21 protein-coding genes are annotated in these 23420 nt (G+C 60.3%); 18 read left to right on the top strand and 3 right to left on the bottom strand.

Annotated features, from left to right (window positions below):
* Positions 1 to 6 precede the first annotated feature (6 nt).
* The 3 genes from BLQ09_RS02875 to phhA all read right to left on the bottom strand — a co-directional run bounded on the left by BLQ09_RS02875 (position 7) and on the right by phhA (position 2453).
* On the bottom strand, positions 7 to 1200 hold the full coding sequence (locus tag BLQ09_RS02875) for an amino acid aminotransferase (protein WP_092355206.1): 1194 nt from the start codon (positions 1198 to 1200) through the stop codon (positions 7 to 9).
* On the bottom strand, positions 1200 to 1556 hold the full coding sequence (locus tag BLQ09_RS02870; RefSeq protein ID WP_010208721.1) for a 4a-hydroxytetrahydrobiopterin dehydratase: 357 nt from the start codon (positions 1554 to 1556) through the stop codon (positions 1200 to 1202). Before BLQ09_RS02870 ends, BLQ09_RS02875 begins: the two co-directional genes overlap by 1 nt.
* A 105-nt stretch (positions 1557 to 1661) precedes the next feature.
* Positions 1662 to 2453, bottom strand: a complete 792-nt coding sequence (gene phhA / locus BLQ09_RS02865; protein ID WP_027603832.1) for a phenylalanine 4-monooxygenase — start codon at positions 2451 to 2453, stop codon at positions 1662 to 1664.
* Positions 2454 to 2710: 257 nt separating this feature from the next.
* Here phhA and BLQ09_RS02860 point away from each other — a divergent pair, with 257 nt between their 5' ends.
* From BLQ09_RS02860 to fliE, 18 genes are all read left to right on the top strand, one after another.
* Positions 2711 to 4273, top strand: coding sequence for a sigma-54-dependent transcriptional regulator (locus BLQ09_RS02860; protein ID WP_065946832.1), 1563 nt, complete (start codon positions 2711 to 2713; stop codon positions 4271 to 4273).
* A gap of 231 nt (positions 4274 to 4504) precedes the next feature.
* On the top strand, positions 4505 to 5245 hold the full coding sequence (locus BLQ09_RS02855; protein ID WP_092355203.1) for a flagellar basal body rod protein FlgF: 741 nt from the start codon (positions 4505 to 4507) through the stop codon (positions 5243 to 5245).
* 72 nt (positions 5246 to 5317) lie between these two features.
* Positions 5318 to 6103: a flagellar basal-body rod protein FlgG gene (gene flgG, locus BLQ09_RS02850; protein ID WP_027603835.1), complete on the top strand. Its 786-nt coding sequence runs from the start codon at positions 5318 to 5320 to the stop codon at positions 6101 to 6103.
* A gap of 53 nt (positions 6104 to 6156) precedes the next feature.
* The gene (gene flgH / locus BLQ09_RS02845) at positions 6157 to 6852 is read left to right on the top strand and encodes a flagellar basal body L-ring protein FlgH (protein ID WP_027603836.1); all 696 of its coding nucleotides are present in this window, start codon (positions 6157 to 6159) and stop codon (positions 6850 to 6852) included.
* A 27-nt stretch (positions 6853 to 6879) separates the two neighbouring features.
* On the top strand, positions 6880 to 7968 hold the full coding sequence (locus BLQ09_RS02840) for a flagellar basal body P-ring protein FlgI (protein ID WP_033901075.1): 1089 nt from the start codon (positions 6880 to 6882) through the stop codon (positions 7966 to 7968).
* Between the two features lie 4 nt (positions 7969 to 7972).
* Positions 7973 to 9241 (top strand): flagellar assembly peptidoglycan hydrolase FlgJ, encoded by a 1269-nt coding sequence (gene flgJ, locus BLQ09_RS02835; protein WP_092355200.1) that lies wholly within the window; start codon positions 7973 to 7975, stop codon positions 9239 to 9241.
* A 10-nt stretch (positions 9242 to 9251) separates the two neighbouring features.
* Positions 9252 to 11300 (top strand): flagellar hook-associated protein FlgK, encoded by a 2049-nt coding sequence (gene flgK, locus BLQ09_RS02830; protein WP_092355197.1) that lies wholly within the window; start codon positions 9252 to 9254, stop codon positions 11298 to 11300.
* Positions 11301 to 11314: 14 nt separating this feature from the next.
* Positions 11315 to 12916 carry a flagellar hook-associated protein 3 gene (locus BLQ09_RS02825; protein ID WP_027603840.1) on the top strand — a complete coding sequence of 534 codons (1602 nt, stop codon included), beginning with the start codon at positions 11315 to 11317 and terminating at the stop codon, positions 12914 to 12916.
* A gap of 274 nt (positions 12917 to 13190) precedes the next feature.
* The gene (locus tag BLQ09_RS02820) at positions 13191 to 14120 is read left to right on the top strand and encodes a ketoacyl-ACP synthase III (RefSeq protein ID WP_092355194.1); all 930 of its coding nucleotides are present in this window, start codon (positions 13191 to 13193) and stop codon (positions 14118 to 14120) included.
* 274 nt (positions 14121 to 14394) lie between these two features.
* Positions 14395 to 15819 carry a flagellin N-terminal helical domain-containing protein gene (locus tag BLQ09_RS02815; protein WP_027603842.1) on the top strand — a complete coding sequence of 475 codons (1425 nt, stop codon included), beginning with the start codon at positions 14395 to 14397 and terminating at the stop codon, positions 15817 to 15819.
* A 74-nt stretch (positions 15820 to 15893) separates the two neighbouring features.
* On the top strand, positions 15894 to 16247 hold the full coding sequence (locus tag BLQ09_RS02810; RefSeq protein WP_027603843.1) for a flagellar protein FlaG: 354 nt from the start codon (positions 15894 to 15896) through the stop codon (positions 16245 to 16247).
* Between the two features lie 80 nt (positions 16248 to 16327).
* Positions 16328 to 17719: a flagellar filament capping protein FliD gene (fliD, locus tag BLQ09_RS02805; RefSeq protein WP_027603844.1), complete on the top strand. Its 1392-nt coding sequence runs from the start codon at positions 16328 to 16330 to the stop codon at positions 17717 to 17719.
* Positions 17720 to 17859: 140 nt separating this feature from the next.
* Entirely contained in the window at positions 17860 to 18264 is a 405-nt protein-coding gene (gene fliS / locus BLQ09_RS02800; RefSeq protein WP_092355191.1) for a flagellar export chaperone FliS, read from the top strand.
* A 41-nt stretch (positions 18265 to 18305) separates the two neighbouring features.
* Positions 18306 to 18602 carry a flagellar protein FliT gene (gene fliT / locus BLQ09_RS02795; protein ID WP_027603846.1) on the top strand — a complete coding sequence of 99 codons (297 nt, stop codon included), beginning with the start codon at positions 18306 to 18308 and terminating at the stop codon, positions 18600 to 18602.
* A gap of 168 nt (positions 18603 to 18770) precedes the next feature.
* Positions 18771 to 20246, top strand: coding sequence for a sigma-54 dependent transcriptional regulator (locus BLQ09_RS02790; RefSeq protein WP_027603847.1), 1476 nt, complete (start codon positions 18771 to 18773; stop codon positions 20244 to 20246).
* Positions 20247 to 20356: 110 nt separating this feature from the next.
* On the top strand, positions 20357 to 21568 hold the full coding sequence (locus BLQ09_RS02785; protein ID WP_092355188.1) for a sensor histidine kinase: 1212 nt from the start codon (positions 20357 to 20359) through the stop codon (positions 21566 to 21568).
* Positions 21569 to 21572: 4 nt separating this feature from the next.
* The gene (locus tag BLQ09_RS02780) at positions 21573 to 22949 is read left to right on the top strand and encodes a sigma-54-dependent transcriptional regulator (RefSeq protein WP_027603849.1); all 1377 of its coding nucleotides are present in this window, start codon (positions 21573 to 21575) and stop codon (positions 22947 to 22949) included.
* A 128-nt stretch (positions 22950 to 23077) separates the two neighbouring features.
* Complete coding sequence (fliE, locus tag BLQ09_RS02775) at positions 23078 to 23407, top strand: flagellar hook-basal body complex protein FliE (RefSeq protein WP_010208741.1); 330 nt, start codon at positions 23078 to 23080, stop codon at positions 23405 to 23407.
* Positions 23408 to 23420 lie beyond the last annotated feature (13 nt).

Genomic DNA, 23420 nt, shown 5'->3' with positions numbered 1-23420 from the left:
GTTTCGTCAGTGGGAGACGTCGGCGATGGCTTCGGCCAGAAGCGTCAGGCGTGTCGCATCGATCCCCGCCACGTTAGCCCGTCCCGAACTGACCATGTACACGCTGTGCTTTTCGCGCAGTTGCTTGACCTGCTCGGCACTCAAGCCGGTGTAGGAAAACATCCCGCGTTGCGCCCCGATGTGCGCAAACTGCTCCGCCAGACCATGGGGCGCCAACGCCTCCACCAGTCCGGAACGCAACTGCGCGATTCGCGCACGCATGGCTTCGACTTCCTCGCTCCACTGCTGTTTCAGCTCGGCATCCCCCAGGATGGTCGCGACCACTGCCGCACCATGGTCCGGCGGCGTCGACCACAGGTTGCGCGCGGTATTTGCCAACTGGCTGTGTACATCCTTCAGCTTCTCGGCGTCCGCCGCACACACGATCAGCGCGCCGACACGGTCGCGGTAGAGGCCGAAGTTCTTCGAGCACGAACTGGTGATCAATACTTCCGGCAGTTCAGCCGCCAACAAGCGCACCGCCCAGGCGTCCTGCTCCAGGCCGTCGCCAAAGCCCTGGTAGGCGAAGTCGATCAGCGGCAGCAACTGGCGCTCACGCACGATGTGCAGTACCTGGCGCCAGTCATCCTGGGACAGGTCGAAGCCGGTCGGGTTATGGCAGCAGGCGTGCAGCAAGACCACGTCGCCCTTGGGCACGGTGGAGAGGGTTGCCAGCATCGCCACCACATCCAGGCGGTTGTCCGCGCCCACGTAGGGGTAATGGCTGACCTTGAGCCCGGCCTTGGCAAAGATGGTTTCGTGAATCGGCCAGGTCGGGTCGCTCAGCCACACGCCACGGCCGGGCAGGTTGTGGGCGATAAAGTCGGCGCTCAGGCGCAGGGCCCCGGTGCCGCCTGGGGTTTGAGTGGCGCCGGCACGGTGTTCGCGCAGCAGGGCGGAGTCGGCGCCCAGCACCAGTTCGCTGATCAGGCTGCCGAACGCTGCATCGCCGTGGCCGCCGATATAGGTCTTGGTGGCCTGGGTGTCGACCAGGCGCTGCTCGGCGCGCTTTACCGAAGCGGGAATCGGCGTCAGGCCCTGGTCATCCTTATAAACGCCCACGCCAAGGTCGAACTTGTTCGGGTTGGCGTCCTGGGCATACAGGTCCATCAAGCCGAGGATCGGGTCGCCGGGCACACGGCCTATGGCATCGAAATGCATTACTTGCGGCCCTCGGCGTCCTTGGCCACTTCGTCGGTGCGCGCGGCCATGATGAAGTCGTTGCGGTGCAGGCCCTTGATGGAGTGGCTCCACCAGGTCACGGTGACCTTGCCCCATTCGGTGAGCAGGCCTGGGTGATGGCCTTCGGCTTCGGAGATTTCACCCATGGCGTTGGTAAAGGCCAGGGCGAACTTGAAGTTCTTGAACAGGAAAACCTTTTCCAGCTGCATCACGCCATCGCGCACTTCGATGTTCCAGTCGGGGATCTGCTTGAGCAGCACCGGCAGTTCTTCATCGCTGACTTGCGGGGCATCGGCGCGGCAGGCTTCGCAGTGGGCTTGGTTCAAGGTGGTCATGTGGTGGTGTCCTGAATTCGAGTGTTTAAAAACGGTCGTCAGTGGCGTCACCCTAAAGCAACGCGGGGCCAGGGAACAGACTCACCTGGCCTTAAAAGCCACGGTTCACGCGGCCTTGGGTTTTGGCGGGAATTTCGGCGCATGCAACCCAAGCTGCATGCCGCGCTCGACCATGCCCATGATGTCTTCCTGCGCCACTTCGAACAGGCGCTTGAGGTTGGGCAATACGAAATACAGCGGTTGCAGGATGTCGATGCGATACGGCGTGCGCATCGCTTCCAGCGGGTCGAAGGCTTGATGTTCAGGCTGGTCGGACAGGCAGTAAACACTTTCCTTGGGCGACGACAAAATCCCGCCACCGTAGATACGCCGACCGTCGGGGGTGTCCACCAGGCCGAACTCGATGGTCATCCAGTACAGGCGCGCCAGATACACCCGTTGCTCCTTGCTGGCCGCCAGGCCGAGCTTGCCGTAGGTGTGGGTGAACTCGGCGAACCAGGGATTGGTCAGCAGCGGGCAATGGCCAAAGATCTCGTGGAAAATATCCGGCTCTTGCAGGTAGTCCAGTTCTTCGCGGGTACGAATAAAGGTCGCCACCGGAAACTGCTTGTTGGCGAGCAATTCGAAGAAGGTCTGGAAGGGGATCAGCGCCGGCACGCGGGCGACTTGCCAGCCGGTGGTCGAGGCCAGCACCTGGTTGATTTCACCCAGTTGCGGGATGCGATCCAGGGGCAGGCCGAGCTTGTCGATGCCATCCAGGTATTCCTGGCACGCGCGGCCCTCGATCACTTTCAACTGGCGGGTGATCAGGGTGTTCCACACCGCGTGCTCTTCCGCCGGGTAGTGGATAAAACCTTGCGCATCGGGCTCGCGGGCCACGTAGTGCGTCTGCTTCATACGGCTCTCCTGCTAGGCATTCGTTCTTGTTATGTCCTGGGATGAGCCTATTGATACGCCGTGCGGGGCAAGATTCCATCGGCTTCAGCATCGGCTGTGTAGGAAAAATTACTGGTTTTCGTAAAGTATTCGTTACGGAAGCGCGACTGGTTGGCGTATTGGGCTGGGAAAAGCCCTCAGGCTGTCACATAATCTTGACGACTATCTGCGCCCAGCGACAAAAAGACGCGGCGCCTACCCACTTTTCGAGCCTTTTCATGCGTATCAAAGTGCACTGCCAGAACCGCATCGGCATCCTGCGGGACATCCTCAACCTGTTGGTGGAGTACGGCGTCAACGTCGCCAAGGGTGAGGTGGGCGGCGAGCATGGCAACGCCATTTACCTGTTCTGCCCGAACCTGGTGAACATGCAATTCCAGGCGCTGCGCCCGCAGTTCGAGGCGATTGCCGGGGTGTTTGGCGTCAAAAGGGTAGGGCTGATGCCCAGTGAGCGTCGGCATATGGAGCTCAATGCGCTGCTCGGTGCCCTGGAGTTTCCGGTGCTGTCCATCGACATGGGCGGCTCCATCGTCGCCGCCAACCGTGCGGCCGCGCAGTTGCTCGGGGTGCGGGTGGACGAGGTGCCGGGTATTCCGCTGTCACGCTACGCCGAGGATTTCGACTTGCCGGAACTGGTACGCGCGAGTAAATCGCGGATCAATGGCCTGCGGGTCAAGGTCAAGGGTGACGTGTTCCTGGCGGATATCGCACCGCTGCAATCCTCCGAACATGACGACAGCGAAGCCATGGCCGGTGCCGTGTTGACCCTGCACCGTGCCGACCGCGTGGGCGAGCGTATCTACAATGTGCGCAAACAGGAGCTGCGCGGTTTCGACAGTATTTTCCAAAGCTCCAAGGTCATGGCCGCCGTGGTGCGTGAAGCCCGGCGCATGGCGCCGTTGGATGCGCCTCTATTAATAGAAGGCGAAACCGGCACCGGCAAAGAGTTGTTGGCGCGCGCGTGCCACCTGGCCAGCCCGCGCGGGCAATCGCCGTTGATGGCGCTGAACTGCGCCGGGTTGCCCGAGTCGATGGCCGAGACCGAATTGTTCGGCTACGGCCCCGGCGCGTTTGAAGGCGCGCGGGCCGAGGGCAAGCTCGGGCTGCTGGAGCTGACGGCTGGCGGTACGTTATTTCTCGATGGCGTTGGGGAAATGAGCGCGCGCTTGCAGGTGAAATTGCTGCGCTTCCTGCAGGACGGCTGTTTTCGGCGCGTGGGCAGTGACGAAGAGGTGTACCTGGATGTACGGGTGATCTGCGCCACCCAGGTGGACCTCTCCGAACTCTGCGCCCGTGGCGAATTCCGCCAGGACCTCTATCACCGCCTCAACGTGCTGTCCTTGCATATCCCGCCCCTGCGCGAATGCCTCGACGGCCTTGCGCCCCTGGTCGAGCACTTTCTCGACCAGGCCAGCCGGCAGATCGGCTGCCCGTTGCCCAGGCTGGCGCCTGCCGCCATGGACAAGCTCAGCCACTACCACTGGCCGGGGAATGTGCGGCAGCTGGAAAACGTGCTGTTCCAGGCGGTGTCGCTGTGTGACGGCGGGACGGTCAAGGTCGAACACATCCGCCTGCCGGACTACGGCGTGCGCCAACCCCTTGGCGACTTTTCCCTGGAGGGCGGTTTGGAGGCGATCGTCGGGCGCTTCGAGAAGGCGGTGCTGGAGAGCCTGTATGCCGAGCATCCCAGCAGCCGGCAGTTGGGGAAACGCCTGGGGGTGTCGCACACCACCATCGCCAATAAGTTGCGCGATTACGAAATCCTCAAGGCGGACAAATAACCAACTGCGCCCCCCGCATTGGTTCTCTGTCACCCGTAAGACGGGTACTTGCCGTAAGCGGCATAAGTCCGCCGTTTTTTCGACTATCTCCAGTCCTTCAAATCCTGCTGCCTGCCCGAAAACCCCAGCCCGCCTGGACTTTCCCCTGTTTTTAAAAGTTGGTTCGCAAATTGCTTAAGCCTCATCAGTACAGCGGTGGGCGGCAAGCCTGCGTCAGAAAGAGGAAAGAGCGTGGACAAGTACCTTTATGTGGCAATGACCGGCGCCAGCCAGAATGCACTGGCGCAGAAGGCCCATGCCAACAACTTGGCGAACATTTCCACCAACGGTTTCCAACGCGACCTGGAACAGGCGCGTTCGATGCCGGTGTTCGGTGACAGCTTTCCGGCGCGTGCGTTTGCCATGACCGAACGTCCCGCGACCGACTTCAGCCCTGGCGCGATGATCGAGACCGGTCGCGACCTGGATGTGGCGGTGAACGGCAATGGCTGGATGGCGGTGCAAACCCCCGATGGCGGTGAAGCCTACGTGCGCAGTGCCAGCATGAACGTCGATGCGCTGGGTGTGCTGCGCGCCGGCAACGGCATGCCGATCATGGGCAACGGTGGCCCGATCGCCGTACCGCCGCAGCAGAAAGTCGAAGTGGGCGCCGACGGCACCATCAGCATCCGCGCCATGGGCGAAGGCCCGCGGGTGATGGCTGAAGTGGACCGCATCAAGCTGGTCCAGCCCGATTTCAAGAATATGAATAAAGGCCTGGATGGCACCATCCATACCAAGGATGGCCAGCCGGCCGTGGCCGACGCGAACGTCACGCTGACCTCGGGTTTCCTGCAGGCGAGCAACGTCAACGCCGTGGAAGAAATGACCGCGGTCCTGGCGCTTTCCAAGCAGTTCGAGTTGCACGTCAAGATGATGAACAGCGCCAAGGAAGACGACCAGGCCATGACGCGCGTGATGGCGATGAGCTGATAGCCCCGTTATTGACCGACCACCAATTTTTGCAGCGCAGCGCCAACAAACAGGCGCACGAAGGAGAACAGCATGCTTCCGGCTCTATGGGTTGCCAAAACAGGCCTGTCCGCCCAGGACACCAACCTGACCACCATTTCCAACAACTTGGCCAACGTGTCGACCACGGGTTTCAAACGTGACCGCGCGGAGTTCCAGGACTTGCTCTATCAGATCAAGCGCCAGCCAGGCGCCCAGTCGACCCAGGACAGCGAATTGCCGTCGGGTCTGCAACTGGGTACTGGTGTGAAGATCGTCGGCACCCAGAAGAACTTCAACGCCGGTAACCTGCAACAGACCGGGCAGCCGCTGGACATGGCCATCAACGGCAAAGGGTTCTTCCAGATCCTGCAGCCGGATGGGACCACTTCCTACACCCGTGACGGTACCTTCCACCTGGACTCCAATGGCCAGATCGTGACGGCCAACGGTTTTGCCCTGGAACCGGCTATCGTCGTGCCGAACAACGCCCAGACCTTCACCGTCGGCAACGACGGCACCGTGTCGATCACCGTGGCCGGTAACCCGGCGTCGCAAGTGATCGGCAACCTGCAAACCGCCGACTTCATCAACCCGGCCGGCCTGCAGGCGATGGGTAATAACCTGTTCCTGGAAACCGCTTCCAGCGGCGCGCCGCAAATCGGCACCCCAGGCCTGAACGGTTTCGGCACCACGCTGCAAAGCACCCTGGAAACCTCCAACGTCAGCACCGTTGAAGAGATGGTCAACATGATCACCACTCAACGCGCCTACGAGATGAACTCCAAGGTGATTTCCACCGCCGACCAGATGCTTTCGTTCGTAACGCAGAATCTGTAATCAAGTCTATGGGGCGCTCCTGAGAGCGCCTGCAACACCGTGAGGTAAGGGTCATGAATCGCTATGTTTCCGTTCTGGCATTGAGTGGGATTGCCGTGCTCGCGGGCTGTGTCGCCCCGACGCCAAAACCCAATGACCCGTACTACGCGCCGGTGTTGCCGCGCACGCCGTTGCCGGCGGCGGCCAACAATGGCTCGATCTACCAGGCCGGTTTCGAACAGAACCTGTACAGCGACCGCAAGGCGTTCCGCGTGGGTGACATCATCACCATCACCCTGAACGAGAGAACGACGGCCAGCAAGAACGCCAACTCCCAGGTGGACAAGACCAGCACCAACAGCATTGGGCTGAGCTCGTTGTTTGGTGCCGTACCGAATACCAATAACCCGCTGGGCAGCGGCGACTTGAGCCTCAACGCAGGGTACAGCGGCAACCGTGCCACCAACGGCAAGAGCGCCGCAGGGCAGGGCAATAGCCTCACCGGCTCGATCACCGTGACCGTCGCGGATGTGTTGCCCAACGGCATCATCGCCGTACGCGGTGAAAAGTGGATGACCCTCAATACCGGTGATGAGTTGGTGCGTATTGCCGGGATGGTGCGGGCCGATGACATTGCGACTGACAACACTGTGCCCTCGACGCGCATTGCCGATGCACGCATTACCTACTCGGGTACGGGTTCGTTCGCTGATGCGAGTCAGCCGGGCTGGTTCGACCGTTTCTTCCTTAGCCCGCTGTTCCCTTTCTAGGTGGCCACTTTGAAACTCAAACAGCTGATGGCGGCGGCACTCCTGCTGAGTCTGAGCGCAGTCGCCCAGGCCGAACGCCTGAAAGACATCGCCAGCATCTCTGGCGTGCGTTCCAACCAGTTGATCGGCTACGGCCTGGTGGTGGGGCTCAACGGTACGGGCGACCAGACCACCCAGACCCCGTTCACCCTGCAGACCTTCAACAACATGCTGTCGCAGTTCGGCATCAAGGTGCCGGCGGGTTCGGGCAACGTGCAGTTGAAGAACGTCGCGGCGGTGTCGATCAGTGCCGACTTGCCGGCGTTTTCCAAGCCGGGCCAGGTGGTCGACATCACCGTGTCGTCCATCGGTAACTCCAAAAGCCTGCGGGGCGGCACCCTGCTGATGACCCCGCTGAAAGGTATCGACGGCAACGTCTACGCCATCGCCCAGGGCAACCTGGTGGTGGGCGGGTTTGATGCTGAAGGTCGCGACGGTTCGAAGATCACCGTCAACGTGCCGTCGGCCGGGCGTATCCCGGGTGGCGCTACGGTTGAACGTACGGTGCCGAGCGGTTTCAACCAGGGCAACAGCCTGACCTTGAACCTCAACCGTTCGGACTTCACCACCGCCAAGCGTGTAGTCGACAAGATCAACGACATGCTCGGCCCTGGCGTGGCCCAGGCCATCGACGGCGGCTCGATCCGCGTCACCGCGCCGCTGGACCCCAGCCAGCGCGTGGACTACCTGTCGATCCTGGAAAACCTGGAGGTCGATCCGGGCCAGGCGGTGGCCAAGGTCATCATCAATTCGCGTACCGGTACCATCGTGATCGGCCAGAACGTCAAGGTCTCGCCGGCGGCGGTGACCCACGGCAGCCTGACCGTGACCATCACCGAAGACCCGATCGTCAGCCAGCCTGGGCCGTTGTCCAATGGCCAGACGGCGGTGGTGCCACGCTCGCGAGTGAATGCCCAGCAGGAAGCCAAGCCGATGTTCAAGTTCGGCCCCGGCACGACGCTGGATGAGATTGTGCGTGCGGTGAACCAGGTGGGGGCAGCGCCAGGCGACTTGATGGCGATCCTCGAAGCGTTGAAACAGGCCGGCGCGTTGCAAGCCGACCTGATCGTGATTTAAGGCCATGGCCATGGACATGCGTAACAGCGGCCTGACCAGCACGGCGGATTCGGGTTCGTATTCCGACTTGAATCGCCTGAACCAACTGAAGGTCGGCGACAAGAACAGCGAAGGCAACATGCGCAAGGTGGCGCAGGAATTCGAATCGCTGTTCTTGAGCGAGATGCTCAAGTCCATGCGCTCGGCCACCGAGGCCCTGGGCAAGGACAACCCGATGAACACCCCGGCCGCCAAGCAGTACCAGGAAATGTACGACCAGCAACTGGCGGTTTCCATGTCCCGCGAAGGCGGCGGTATCGGCCTGGCCGATGTGCTGATGCGCCAGATGCAGAAGAACAAGCCGGTGGACGCCCAGGCGGCCACCTTGCAGGGCCCGGCGGCGGCCGAGGCGGTCAAGAAAGTCGATGTGCCGACGCAAATTGCCGCCGGCACCCAGGCCGAGGGCCCACTGGGGCGTTCCAATGGCCAGCGTCCACTGTGGGCCTATCGCGTGGCGGAGCCCCAGGCGGGCGCCGCAGCGGCCCACAGCAACGACATCGCACTGATGAACCAGCGCCGTATTGCCTTGCCGAGCAAGCTGACCGATCGCCTGCTCGCCGGTATCGTGCCGAGCACCGACACCACCACCGTTGCCCAGGCGGCGCCGCTGCGTAACAGCGCGGCCGCCGACAATGTGGTCAACAGCACGGCGCGCACGTTTGCCGTGCCGAGCGGGCGCATGCAGGTCTACGGCCGCGCTGTGGCCCAGCCGCCATTGGCACCGGTGAAGAAGGCGTTCAGCTCCCAGGATGAGTTTGTCGCGACCATGTTGCCGATGGCCAAGGCGGCCGCCGCGCGTATCGGTATCGATCCGAAGTACCTGGTGGCCCAGGCCGCCTTGGAAACCGGTTGGGGCAAGTCGGTGATGCGCGCCGAGGATGGCAGCAGCAGCCACAACCTGTTCGGCATCAAGGCCGGCCAGAGCTGGCAGGGCGGCCAGGCCCGTGCAATCACCAGCGAGTTTCGTGATGGGGCGATGGTCAAGGAAACGGCGCAGTTCCGGTCCTACGATTCTTACCAGGACAGCTTCCATGACCTCGTGACATTGCTGCAAAGCAATGATCGCTATAAAGAAGTGGTGAAATCGGCCGATAACCCCGAACAGTTTGTACGCGAGTTGCAAAAAGCCGGGTACGCCACGGACCCGGCCTACGCCAGCAAGATTTCGCAGATCGCAAAAACCATGAACAGTTACCAGAATTACGCTGCCGCGGGCGCGACCACTCATTTATAAGGTCTGAACCATGAGTTTGCTCAATATCGGGATGTCGGGGCTTAACGCCGCTCAAGGATCGTTGTCGGTCTTGAGTAACAACATCGCCAACGCCAATACCGCGGGTTATTCGCGTCAGCAGACCACCCAGAGCGCAAATGCGTCGAACCAGTATGGCGGCGTGTTCATCGGCAGCGGTACCACCCTGGCCGACGTGCGCCGGGTGTACAACGAATACCTGGACACCGCCTACCAGAACAGCACCTCGCTCAACAGCGATGCCAAGGCTTACCTGGATCAAGTCAGTGCCGTCGACAAGACCCTGTCGGACAAGACCACCGGCATGTCGGCGGTACTCAGTTCGTTCTTCGCTGCTGTGCAGACCGCCTCGGCGAACCCCAACGATACCTCGGCCCGCCAGATCCTGCTCACGAACGCCCAGACGCTGAGCAACCGGTTCAACTCCATTTCCAGCCAGTTGAGCCAGCAGAAAGAGACCATTAACAGCCAGTTGTCCTCGATGAGCGATCAGGTCAACCAACTGACTTCGTCGATTGCCTCTCTCAACAAGCAGATCGCCCAGGTGCAGGGTTCTTCGAACACCACCCCGGCCAACCTGCTGGACTCCCGCGCCGAAGCCGTGCGTTCGCTCAATGAGCTGATCGGTGTGACCGCCACTGAGAAGAACGGTGTGTTCAGCGTCAGCACCGGTAGCGGCCAATCCCTGGTGCTGGGTGATAAGTCCAATACCATTTCCGCCGTACCGAGCAAGAGCGACACCAGCCAGTACACGATCCAGCTCAATGCGGCCGGCGGTACGACGATGGATCTGGGCAACGTGATCAGCGGCGGCAGCATCGGCGGCCTGTTGCGCTATCGCAGCGACGCGTTGATTCCTGCGATCAATGACCTGGGGCGCATCGCGATTGCCACCGCCGATACGGTCAACAGCCAGTTGGGCCAGGGCCTGGACCTCAATGGCGAGTTCGGCGCCTCGATGTTCACCGACATCAATAACGCAGCCTCGGTTGCCCTGCGTAGCCTGGCTGCCCAAGGCAACCTGGGCGACGGCGCCCTGGGCGTGACGATCAAGGACACCACTCAGCTGACCAACTTCGATTACAAGGTCAGCTTCAACGACGGCGCCGACCTCAACAAGATCACGGTACTGCGTTCCGACGGCAAGGCCATGGGCACCTATGACCTCAGTGCCACGCCGCCTCCGGTCATCGATGGGTTCACCCTGGCGGTCAAGAGCGGTACGGTGCAGGCCGGTGACAGCTTCAAGGTCAGCCCCACCGCCAACGGCGCCAAGGAAATCGGCACGGTCCTCAGCGACCCCAGCAAGATTGCCTTTGCCGCGCCGTTGCAGGGCGAGGCCAGCAAGACCAACCAGGGCACCGGCACCTTCACGCCGCCGACGCTCACCGTGCCCCTGGACATACAGGGTGGTGCCGATACGGCACAACTGCGTACCGGCATCGAATACTCGATGCCGGTGAAGATGGTTTTCGGTAAACCGGCGGCCGATGGCACCCAGCCTTATACGCTGAGTAACGCCCAGGGCGATCCCATCGGTTCCGGCACCATCATTCCGGGACAGGCCAATAAGATCAGCATCAGCGTGCCGATGCGTGATGCCAGCGGTGCCTTGGTGTCGCCAGCCAAGAGCTTCAGTTTCGACACCACGGTGGGCGGTTCGCCGGCCAACGGCGACGGCACCTCGTTCTCGTTCAATGCCACCGGCAAGTCCGACAATCGCAACGCCCAGGCACTGCTCGACCTGCAGACCAAGGCAACCGTGGGCCTGGCGGCCGATGGCAGCGGCGGCACCAGCCTGGTGGGCGCCAACAGCAAGCTGGTCTCCACCGTCGGCGCCAAGGCCGCTTCGGCCGGCACTGACAACACCGCTACCGGTGCGCTGCTGGCCGCCAACAAGAACGCGCGCAACTCCGTATCCCAGGTGAACCTGGATGAAGAGGCGGGCGACATGATCAAGTTCCAGCAGTACTACACGGCGTCGTCGCAGATCATCAAGGCTGCGCAAGAAACCTTCAGCACGCTGATCAATAGTCTTTAAGGGAGTCTGGGACGATGCGCATTTCTACACAGCAGTATTACGACACCAGTGCCGTCAAGTATCAGAACAACTATTCCAGCGTTGTGAAGGCCCAGGAACAGGCGAGCTCCGGCGTGCGTGTACAGACCGCTTCGGATGATCCGGTTGCCGCCCAGCGCTTGCTTATGCTGCAACAGCAAAAAGACATGCTGGCCCAGTACAGCGGCAATATCACCAGCATTCAAAATACCCTGACGAACGAAGAAAGCGTGCTGGAGGCGATCAATACAACGATCCAGGCCGGCAGCCAGTTGGCGCTGCGTGCGGGTGGCGTGACCAGTGATGCTGACCGCAAGTCCATCTCGGTCGAGGTGGGCGCGCTTGAAAATCAGCTGTTGGGTTTGCTTAACAGCAAGGATGCGGCGGGCAACTATCTGTTCTCCGGTTCCAAGACCGATACGCCGCCGTATTCGCGCAACAATGATGGTACTTATAGCTATCAAGGCGACGAAAACGAGCTGAGCCTGCAGGTTTCCGAGACGCTGAAGGTGCGCACCAGCGATACGGGCAAGACCATCCTGGAAGGCGCGGTCAACACCAGCCGCACCCAAGCCACCTACACGACGCCTGCAACGGTGGATGACCACAAGGTCGCGATCTCGGCAGGCCTGGTAACGTCGGGCATCGATTACACCAAGCAGTTTGCCGACGGCCAGCCCTATAAGGTGACCTTTACCAGTAGCACGCAGTACGTTGTGACCGACAAGGACAACAACGACATTACTTCGCAGCTTCCAGGTAATGGTACGTTCGACTCCACCAAGGAAGGCAGTGCCAGTATCAATGTACGCGGGGTCAAATTCGATATCACCGCGGACCTCACCGGCGTGGCCACCGGGCCGGATGCCGATGCGTTGGTCGCAGGGCGTGAGTTCACCCTGGCCGCCAAGCCGGACGCGTTCAATGTCTCTCGCACCGCAAGCAACACTTCGGCGGCGCAACTGACCAATGCCCGCGTCAGCAGTGCAGCCGACTACTCCAGTACGTTTCCCAACAGCGGCGTACTGATCAAGTTCGACGATGTCGACCCGACTGCTTATAAGGTGTATGCCCAGCCGTATACCCCCGACAGCAAGCCGATTGTCGATAATGGCGTGATCGTCAGCGGTACGCCGCCAGCCAAGGACACGATCACCGCCGCGGGTGTCACCTTCGAGTTGAGCGGTACGCCGAACACCGGCGATCAGTTTTCGGTCGGCAACACCACCCAGAAAACCCAGAATGCCCTCGACACCCTGAGCCAGCTGCGCCAGGCCCTGGAACAGCCGGCGGATGGTATTCCCGGTGCGCGGGTCAAGCTTCAGGACGCCCTGAACGCCGCGGTCAGTAACCTGACCAACTCGGCCGACCAGGTGGACAACGTGCGTGGCTCCATCGGTGCGCGACAGAATGCACTCACGGTGCAGTCCAGTGAAAACACCAGTGTCGGCCTGGCCAACAAGACCACGATGAGTGACCTGGCCAACATTGACATGGGCGAGGCAGCGATCAACCTGACCCTGCAGCAAACCATGCTGGAGGCCTCGCAGCTGGCTTTCGTGAAAGTCTCGCAGTTGAGCCTGTTCAACAAGATGTAAGTGGCGTCAAGTCAAGCGGCCCGCTCTGGAAACAGGGCGGGCCGCTGCCGTTTCTGGGACTTAATTGTTTGAAGGTTTTGCACAAAGCACACACAATTGAGTGACCTGTGAGTCATAAAGCGCATCTTCACTGTATCGTGTGAAAAGGATAAGTCGTCACAGGGTCCTTGCGGGGCGGCTTTCAGCGAGATTTTTATGGGGTTATCCCCTTTATTGTCAGCACTCCAGGCCACGTCTGGGGTGTTCTCCAGCTATTTAGTATTGGGAAGCCACAATGATTGGCATAAAAAGCATCGCCAGTTACGTGCCGGCAGACGGGATCGATAACTACGCCCAGGGTGCCAAGTTCGCCAAGGATGAAGAATTCATCATCGGCAAGATCGGTTCGGCGTTCCTGCCGCGCAAGGAAGCCGCGCAGGAAACCTCCGACCTGTGTGTCGAGGCGGTCAACGCTTTGTTTGCCAACAACCCGGATTTGAAGCGCGAGTCCATCGATGCGCTGATCGTCGTCACCCAGAACGGCGATGAAGAGGGTTTGCCCCACACGGCCGCGATCGTCCAGGACAAACTCGGCCTGCCCACCCACGTGGCGGCGTTTGATATTTCCCTGGGCTGCTCCGGCTACGTCTACGGCATCTACGCGATGAAGGGCTTCATGGAAGCCACCGGCCTGAAAAACGGCCTGTTGGTCACCGCCGACCCGTATTCGAAGATCGTCGACCCGGAAGACCGCAACACCACCATGCTGTTCGGCGATGCCGCCACCGCCACCTGGATGGGCGAAGACGCGCCGTGGTTGCTGGGCAAGTCCAAGTTCGGTACCGACGGTTCCGGCGCACCGCATCTCAAGGTCAGCGATGGCGTGTTCTTCATGAATGGCCGCCAGGTGTTCAACTTCGCCTTGCTCAAGGTGCCGGCGCATTTGCACGAGCTGCTCGACGAGTCGGACCTTGCGGCCGATGACATCGATGCGTTCTGCATTCACCAGGGCAGTGCGGCGATTGTCGACGCCGTGGCCCGGCGTTTCGAAGACGCACCGGTGGACAAGTTCATCAAGGACATGGTCGAGACTGGCAACACGGTGTCGTCGAGCATTCCGCTGCTGCTGGAAAAGCATGTGATGGATGCCACCTGGAAGCGCGTGGCGATCAGCGGTTTTGGTGTGGGCCTGTCGTGGGGATCGGCGATTCTCTATCGTCCGTGACGCTTCGATAGACTGCTTTCTGCGTAAAAGCAAACGCCGATGCTCGAAAGAACATCGGCGTTTTTTATTTGGCGCCAGAAAACCCAATGAAATATGGGTTTTTGGCCGTCGTAAGCCCTTGAATTACAAGGGGTGGCACGGCGCCATTAAAAAAATCAAAAAAAATCCTCAAGCAACCGGCTACCACGACGATAACTATTACGTAGGTTCTCAGGCCACACCCGGCGGTTGCCAGGGCCGGAAGCCGCAGTATCCATCCAACGAGGATTTCGTCATGGCTTTAACAGTAAACACCAACATTGCTTCGATCACTACTCAGGGCAACCTGAACAAAGCCGGCGGCGCCCTGGCCACCTCCATGCAGCGCCTGTCTTCCGGCCTGCGTATCAACAGCGCTAAAGACGACGCAGCCGGCCTGCAGATCGCTAACCGCCTGACCAGCCAAATCAACGGCCTGGGCCAAGCAGTAAAAAACGTGAACGACGGTATCTCCATCGCTCAGACCGCTGAAGGCGCGATGCAGGCTTCGACCGACATCCTGCAAAAAATGCGTACCCTGGCTCTGTCTTCCGCGACTGGCTCCCTCAGCGCTGACGACCGTAAGTCGAACAACGACGAATACCAGGCCCTGACTTCGGAACTGACCCGTATCTCGCAAACCACTACTTTCGGTGGCCAGAAGCTGCTGGACGGTTCGTACGGTACCAAAGCCATCCAGGTTGGCGCTAACGCTAACGAAACCATCAACCTGAGCCTGGAAAACGTTGCAGCCAACAACATTGGTTCGCAGCAGATCAAAACCAAGGCCATCGTGCCTAGCGCAACTGGCCTGGCTGGCGGCGACATCACTGTTACCGGCAACGGTCAGACCAAAACCGTAACTTACGCTGCAGGCGCTTCGGCTAAAGACATCGCTGCGGGCCTGAACGGTTCGATCGGTGGCCTGACCGCTACCGCCAGCACTGAAGTCAAACTGGAAGTAGGCGCTGCCACTCCGTCGAACTTCAAACTGGCTGTAGGTAGCGGTAATGCTGTTGATTTCGTCGGCGTGAAGGACCTGGCCGGCCTGGCTGACCAGCTGAAATCGAACGCTGCCAAACTGGGCATCAGCGTTAACTACGACGAATCCAACAAAACCCTGTCGGTTAAGTCGGACTCCGGCGAAAACCTGTCGTTCTCGGGTGCTGATGCCAACGCCCAGACCAACATCCTGGTTGGCGCTAAAGACGGCGCTGGCGCATTCGCCACCCCGGCTGCTCTGGGTGCTGCTGCAATCGTTGTGACCGGTCAGGTTTCCCTGGATTCGGCTAAAGGCTACTCCCTGAGCGACGCTGGTACTGGTGTATCGGACTTGTTCTCGGCTGCTACCGTTTCGTCGACCAAGACCACTATCTCTAACACCGACGTGACCGATGCTACCAACGCTCAAAACGCGCTGGCTGTTATCGACAAGGCCATCGGCACCATTGACGGCGTTCGTTCGGGCCTGGGTGCTACTCAGAACCGTCTGACTACCACTGCAGACAACCTGCAGAACATTCAGAAGAACTCCACCGCTGCACGTTCCACCGTTCAGGACGTCGACTTCGCTTCCGAAACCGCCGAACTGACCAAGCAACAAACCCTGCAATCGGCCTCCACCGCGATCCTGTCGCAGGCTAACCAGCTGCCATCCGCTGTACTGAAGCTGCTTCAGTAATTCCAGCGCTTGGTAACTAACGGAAGGGCGCGTCTACGTGCCCTTCCGTTTTTTCGGTTTAGAGGAGATTGGACATGGACATGAGTGTAAAGCTGAACCAGTCTTATCCGCCGGTTGCACCTAAAAGCGCGCCTGCACCGATAGCAGCAACTGACAAAAGCGTCACCAAAGTCCAGGAAACACCGGCCACAGGCAAAGAGCCTGAGCGTGCCGACCTGGAAAAAGCAGTCACTGATATTCGCGAATTCGTACAAGCGGCCCAGCGCAAACTGGACTTTTCCATTGATGACTCCACCCACCGTGTGGTGGTCAAGGTCATCGCCACCGACAGTGGTGAAGTGATTCGCCAGATCCCGTCGGAAACGGCATTGAAGCTGGCACAGAACCTTTCCAGCGCAAGCAACCTGTTGTTTGACGACAAAGTCTGAGCTGGCATGAAACTTGTTGCTGTCGTGGCTTGAGGCGTAATAAGTCAAGATAACGGCAGCCACCGAACAGGAGATAGATGATGGCGGGTTCAACGGTAAGTGGTATCGGTTCGAATATCGATACGCAAGCGATCGTGACATCCTTGGTTAACGCCGAAAAGGTGCCCAAGCAGACGCAGATCAATACCGCGTCCGCGAAAGCGACCACCACGCTGTCTTCGATCGGCAAGGTTCAGGCAGCGCTGGATGCGTTTCGTAACGCCCTGGACACCATGTCCAAGGACAGCAGCTTCACCGGTTTGAGCGGTTCGTCGTCGGATGAAAAGACCGCGACCATGACGGCCAGCAATACGGCCTCGAACGGCAGCTTCCGGTTGATCGTCGACCAGTTGGCCCAGGCGTCCAAGCTGTCGAGCAAGATCTTCAGCGGTGGTACTTCGACGGTTGTCAACGCGACGGATAAGCCGACCACGTTGACCATCAGTCAGTCCGGCAAGGCTTACGACCTCAGCGTTCCAGCCGGCGCGACCCTGCAGCAGGTACGTGACTCGATCAATACGCAGTTTGGCACGTCGGGGCTGAGTGCCAACATCCAGACCGATTCCAACGGTTCTCGATTGATCCTGACCTCTACCAATATGGGGACGGGCTCGGACCTCACGCTGTCTGGCACCTCGGGGCTGGATGTGGGCGCCACGGTCGTTGATCCTCCCAAGGATGCGCAATACAGCATTGATGGGGTTGCGTCTGTGTCCAAGTCCAACACCATCACTGGTGCTCTTAGTGGCGTGGATATCAAGCTGGTAGCTACGTCGACTTACAAAACGGGCAGTGAGGGTGAAAAGAACGCCACGCTCATCACCGTCAGCACCAACAACACCGCGCTCAAGTCCGGGGTCAAGGGGTTCATTGACACCTACAACGCCCTGATCACAGCGATGAACGCCGAAACCAAGGTCACCACGAACCTGGACGGCAGCACCACTGCGGCAGCGTTGACGGGTGACTCGACCATGCGTTCGTTGCAGAGCACGATCCGCAATGAGTTCAACGCGCTGTCGGGCAACGGGGCCTTCAAGTCCCTGGCTCAGTTCGGCGTGACCACCAGTTCGACCACTGGTCTGCTGGCGATTGATGACAAAAAGTGGGACGCGGCGGTTAAAACCAACGGGGCCGACATCAACAGTATGTTCAGTGGCAAAGACGGCATGCTGGCGCGGATGAAAAGCGCCACGGATGACTTTGCCAAGGCAAGCACCGGGATCCTGGCGACGCGCTCTACCTCCTTGTCGAACACGTTGAAGGATCTGACCAAGGATCAAGCCACGCTCGACGAGCGCATGACCCTGCTCACCAGCAGCCTGTCGGCCAAATACAACGCCATGGACACCCTGGTCGCCCAATTGCGTCAGCAAAGCACCAGTGTCATGACCACACTCAATGCGTTGAACAACGTCAAAACCAATTCTTGATCCCCTGCTGATGCAAAAAGGCCAGGCAAACTGCCTGGCTTTTTTTATCGGGGTACGACTGGCCCTAAAGCTTTTTGCGGGTCAGTCGACATATTGGTTACTAGAATCCTTTTCGCTGTCGCCTGTCACGAGGTAGAAACATGAATCCCATGAGAGCCCTTCGCCAATACCAGAAGGTCAATTCCCATGCTCAGATCTCCGAAGCCAGCCCACATCGCCTGGTGCAGATGCTGATGGAAGGCGGGCTGGACCGTATGGCCCAGGCCAAGGGGGCGCTGGCGCGTGGCGACATCGCCCAGAAGGGCCTGATGCTGGGCAAGGCCATCGATATCGTGATCGGCCTGCGCGACGGCCTGAATGCTGAAAAGAGTGACAACCCGGTTTACGTCCAGCAGTTGGAAAGTCTGTATGCGTACATGACCAACCGTCTGATGGAAGCGAACCTGCATAACGATGCCGACATGATCGACGAAGTCGCCCGTTTGCTGATTACCGTGAAAGAAGGCTGGGATGCCATCGCTGTGCCACAGGCTGCAACCGAGTAAGGCGCAGCAGAGAAGGGCCTGAGGGCCTTGAGGAATACGTCATGAGCCAAGCATTGCAACGCATTGATGAAACCCGTGAAGCGCTGATCGGCGCGCTGGCAGACCGTAACTGGGACGCCATTGGCGAGCTGGACATGGGCTGTCGCAACGTGATCGACGAGGTGCTCAGCGAAGCGCCGGTGGATGAGGATGCGTTGCGTGAAAAGCTTGAGAGCCTGTTGGCGGTATACCAGCAGTTGCTTGAGGTGACGACGGGCGAGCGCCAGGCGATTTTTGAAGAGATGTCGCAGATCAACCAAGCGAAGAACGCGTCAAAGGTTTACCATTTGTTCGGCTGAACAGGCGCAGTTAATCCGAACGGCGCGTCATAAATTTGACCGTGCCAGCTTTTTTGACTTAACTAGTGCTGTTTTCAGATTTCAGACGTCTATAAAGTAAGAAGTCTTACGGCCGTCTCGATTGCCCCTACACTGGGCAGAGCGTTTTACTAGGGAAGTTGCTATTGCATGTGGCGTGAAACCAAAATTCTGCTGATCGATGACGATAGCGTCCGCCGCCGCGATTTAGCGGTGATTTTGAATTTTCTTGGCGAAGAAAATCTGCCCTGCGGCAGCCATGACTGGCAGCAGGTAGTCAGCTCATTGTCATCGAGCCGTGAAGTCATCTGTGTGCTGATCGGGACGGTAAACGCTCCTGGCGCTGTTTTGGGCTTGTTAAAGACACTGTCAACCTGGGATGAGTTCCTTCCGGTGTTGCTAATAGGCGATATTTCTTCTGTCGACCTGCCCGAAGACCAGCGCCGTCGTGTGCTTTCCACCCTGGAAATGCCCCCCAGCTACAGCAAACTGCTCGATTCCCTGCACCGTGCCCAGGTCTATCGCGAGATGTACGACCAGGCCCGCGAGCGCGGTCGCCACCGCGAACCCAACCTGTTCCGCAGTCTGGTCGGCACCAGCCGTGCCATCCAGCACGTGCGCCAGATGATGCAGCAGGTGGCCGATACCGACGCCAGCGTGCTGATCCTCGGCGAGTCGGGCACCGGCAAGGAAGTGGTCGCGCGCAACCTGCACTACCACTCCAAGCGCCGCGACGGGCCTTTTGTGCCGGTCAACTGCGGAGCGATCCCGGCAGAGCTGCTCGAAAGCGAATTGTTCGGCCACGAGAAGGGCGCCTTTACCGGGGCGATCACCAGCCGTGCCGGGCGTTTCGAGCTGGCCAACGGCGGCACCCTGTTCCTCGACGAAATCGGCGACATGCCGTTGCCGATGCAGGTCAAGCTGCTGCGCGTCTTGCAGGAGCGCACCTTCGAGCGCGTGGGCAGTAACAAGACCCAGAGCGTCGACGTGCGCATCATCGCCGCGACCCACAAGAACCTCGAAAGCATGATCGAGGTCGGCAGCTTCCGCGAAGACCTGTACTACCGCCTCAACGTATTCCCGATCGAGATGGCCCCGCTGCGTGAGCGCGTGGAAGATATCCCGCTGCTGATGAACGAACTGATCTCGCGCATGGAGCACGAAAAGCGCGGTTCGATCCGCTTCAACTCGGCCGCGATCATGTCCCTGTGCCGCCATGGCTGGCCGGGCAACGTCCGGGAGCTGGCCAACCTGGTGGAGCGCATGGCGATCATGCATCCCTACGGTGTGATCGGCGTGGTCGAGCTGCCGAAGAAATTCCGCTACGTCGACGACGAAGATGAGCAACTGGTCGACAGCCTGCGCAGCGACATGGAAGAACGGGTTGCCATCAACGGCCACACCCCGGACTTCGGCTCCACCGCCATGCTGCCGCCCGAAGGCCTGGACTTGAAAGACTACCTCGGCAACCTCGAGCAGGGGTTGATCCAGCAGGCCTTGGACGACGCCAACGGCATCGTCGCCCGTGCCGCCGAGCGCCTGCGCATCCGTCGAACCACCCTGGTGGAGAAGATGCGCAAGTACGGAATGAGCCGCAAAGAAGGTGATGAACAGGCAGATGATTGACGCCTGTTTTCCAAGCCGCTGATATTTCAGCGGTTTTTTTTCGGCACAACTATTGCTACAGCCCTCGCAACGTTCCGTTTAACTGACGGTCAGCCAAGCGAGAGAGCATCATGCCCCACGCCGCCCAACTATCTTCGGCCCCTGCCATCCAGGGGCTGGTTCCGCCTGTCGAGCCGCCGACCCGCCAGGGTCTTGAACAGGCGTTCTCGCAGTTCAGCCAGATGTCGAGCCAGCTGACCGACTCCTACAGCCTGCTGGAAGCCCGGGTCTCCGAGCTGAAAGGCGAACTGGCCGTGGTCAGCGCCCAGCGCATGGCAGAGTTGGCCGAGAAAGAGCGCCTGGCCAATCGTCTGCAAAACCTGTTGTCGCTGTTGCCCGGTGGCGTGATCGTCATCGATGAAGAAGGCCGCGTGCGTGAAGCCAACCCGGCGGCCTGCGACATGCTCGGTCTGCCGCTGGAAGGCGAGCTGTGGCGCCATGTCATCACCCGCTGCTTTGCGCCGCGTGAGGACGATGGCCACGAAATCTCCCTGAAGGACGGGCGCCGCCTGTCCATCGCCACCCGTTCCCTGGATGCGGAGCCGGGCCAGTTGGTGCTGCTTAACGACCTGACTGAAACCCGTCATCTGCAAGACCAGTTGGCGCGCCATGAGCGTTTGTCCTCGTTGGGGCGGATGGTCGCTTCGTTGGCGCATCAGATCCGTACGCCGTTGTCGGCTGCGTTGATCTACGCCAGTCATTTGACTGATGAGCAATTGCCCGCCGCCACGCACCAGCGCTTTGCCGGGCGCCTGAAGGAGCGCCTGCATGAATTGGAGCACCAGGTCCGCGACATGCTGGTATTTGCCCGCGGCGAATTGCCGCTGACCGACCGCGTGACGCCGGCCCAGCTGATGCAGGCCCTGCAAGCGGCGGCCGCTGCCCATATCCAGGACGTGCACGTGCGCTGGCAGTGCGACAGTCACCTCGGCGAGCTGCTCTGCAACCGCGATACCCTGGTGGGCTCGCTGCTCAACCTGATCGAAAACGCCACCCAGGCCAGCGGCCCCGGCGCGCGGCTCAAGGTGCACCTGTACAACCGCGGACAAACCCTGCGCCTGTGCATCAGCGACAGCGGCAGCGGCATCGACCCGGTGGTGCTCAAGCGCCTGGGTGAACCCTTTTTCACCACCAAGGCCAACGGTACGGGCCTGGGCCTGACCGTGGTCAAGGCGGTGGCGCGTGCCCATCAGGGAGAATTGCAGCTGCATTCCCGCGTTGGGCGTGGCACCTGTGCATTGATGACCTTGCCGCTGTTTTCATGCGCGGCAAGCGCGGAGTAAGGATATGGCTATCAAGGTTCTGTTGGTGGAAGACGATCGCGCCCTGCGTGAAGCATTGGCTGACACGCTGTTGTTGGCGGGCCATGACTACCGGGCGGTCGGTTCTGCCGAGGACGCCTTGGACGCGGTGGAGCAGGAAGCCTTCAGCCTGGTGGTCAGCGACGTGAACATGCCCGGCATGGACGGCCACCAGTTGCTCGGCCTGCTGCGTGCGCGCCAGCCGCAGCTGCCGGTGTTGCTGATGACCGCCCACGGTGCGGTGGAACGTGCCGTGGACGCGATGCGTCAGGGCGCCGCGGATTACCTGGTCAAGCCCTTCGAGCCTAAAGCCCTGATCGAACTGGTGGCCCGTCACGCCCTGGGGGTAATCCCGGCCAACGAAGGCGAGGGCCCGATCGCCTTCGAGCCGGCCAGTGCACAATTGCTCGAGTTGGCAGCCCGTGTGGCGCGCAGTGACTCCACCGTGCTGATCTCCGGCGAGTCCGGCACCGGTAAAGAGGTGCTGGCCCGTTATATCCACCAGCAGTCGACCCGCGCCCAGCAACCGTTTATCGCCATCAACTGCGCGGCGATCCCCGACAACATGCTTGAAGCCACCCTGTTCGGTCATGAAAAAGGTTCGTTCACCGGGGCCATCGCGGCCCAGGCGGGCAAGTTCGAACAGGCCGATGGCGGCACGATTTTGCTGGATGAGATCTCGGAAATGCCCCTGGGCCTGCAAGCCAAGTTGCTGCGGGTGCTGCAAGAGCGCGAAGTGGAGCGGGTGGGTGCGCGCAAGCCGATCCAGTTGGACATCCGTGTGGTCGCCACCACCAATCGTGACCTCGCCGGCGAAGTGGCGGCGGGGCGCTTCCGGGAAGACCTGTTCTATCGGCTTTCGGTGTTCCCCCTGGCCTGGCGCCCGCTGCGTGAACGCCCGGCAGATATCATTCCGCTGGCCGAGCGCCTGCTGAACAACCACGTCAAAAAAATGAAGCACGCCCAGGCGCGGCTGTCGGCGCAAGCCCAGGCCTGCCTGATCAGTTATCCATGGCCCGGCAACGTGCGGGAATTGGATAACGCCATCCAGCGCGCGCTGATCCTGCAGCAGGGCGGCCTGATCCAGCCCCAGGATTTCTGCCTGGCCATGGGCACTGGTGCGGCGCCATTGCCCTCGTTGGCGCCCGCGCCGGTGGTTGCAGAGGCTGAGTCTGCCGGTGCCCTGGGCGACGACCTGCGTCGCCGCGAATTCCAGATGATCATCGACACCCTGCGCGCCGAGCGCGGTCGGCGCAAAGAGGCCGCCGAGCGCCTGGGCATCAGCCCGCGCACCCTGCGCTACAAGCTGGCGCAGATGCGTGACGCCGGAATGGATGTGGAAGCGTATCTATTCGCCACGTAACCGGTAAGAAGGTCGACAATGTTTGTCGCCTTTTCTTACGAGCTGATGCGGATCTGGCACCCTTGTTGCTACCTCCCCTAGTAATCGCTGCGTAGTGTCAAAAAATTGCAGGTTGGAGAGAGAAGGTCATGAGCCAGGGTATTGAGTTCAATCGGTTGATGTTGGATATGCGCGCCATGCAGATGGATGCCATGGCTCAACCGAAATCCGTCGCGCCAGCGCCGGAATTGGGCCAAAGCAGCTTTGCCGACATGCTCGGCCAGGCCATCAACAAAGTCAGTGATACCCAGCAAGCTTCCAGCCAGTTGGCCAATGCGTTCGAGATCGGCAAAAGCGGCGTGGACCTCACCGATGTGATGGTCGCCTCGCAAAAGGCCAGCGTTTCCTTCCAGGCCCTGACCCAAGTGCGTAACAAGCTGGTTCAGGCCTATCAAGACATCATGCAGATGCCGGTTTAAGGGCGAGATTTAA

This window comes from Pseudomonas sp. NFACC25 (assembly GCF_900100935.1).
GTDB classification, from domain to species: Bacteria; Pseudomonadota; Gammaproteobacteria; order Pseudomonadales; family Pseudomonadaceae; genus Aquipseudomonas; species Aquipseudomonas marginalis.
This window is presented reverse-complemented; position numbering and strand designations above follow the sequence as displayed.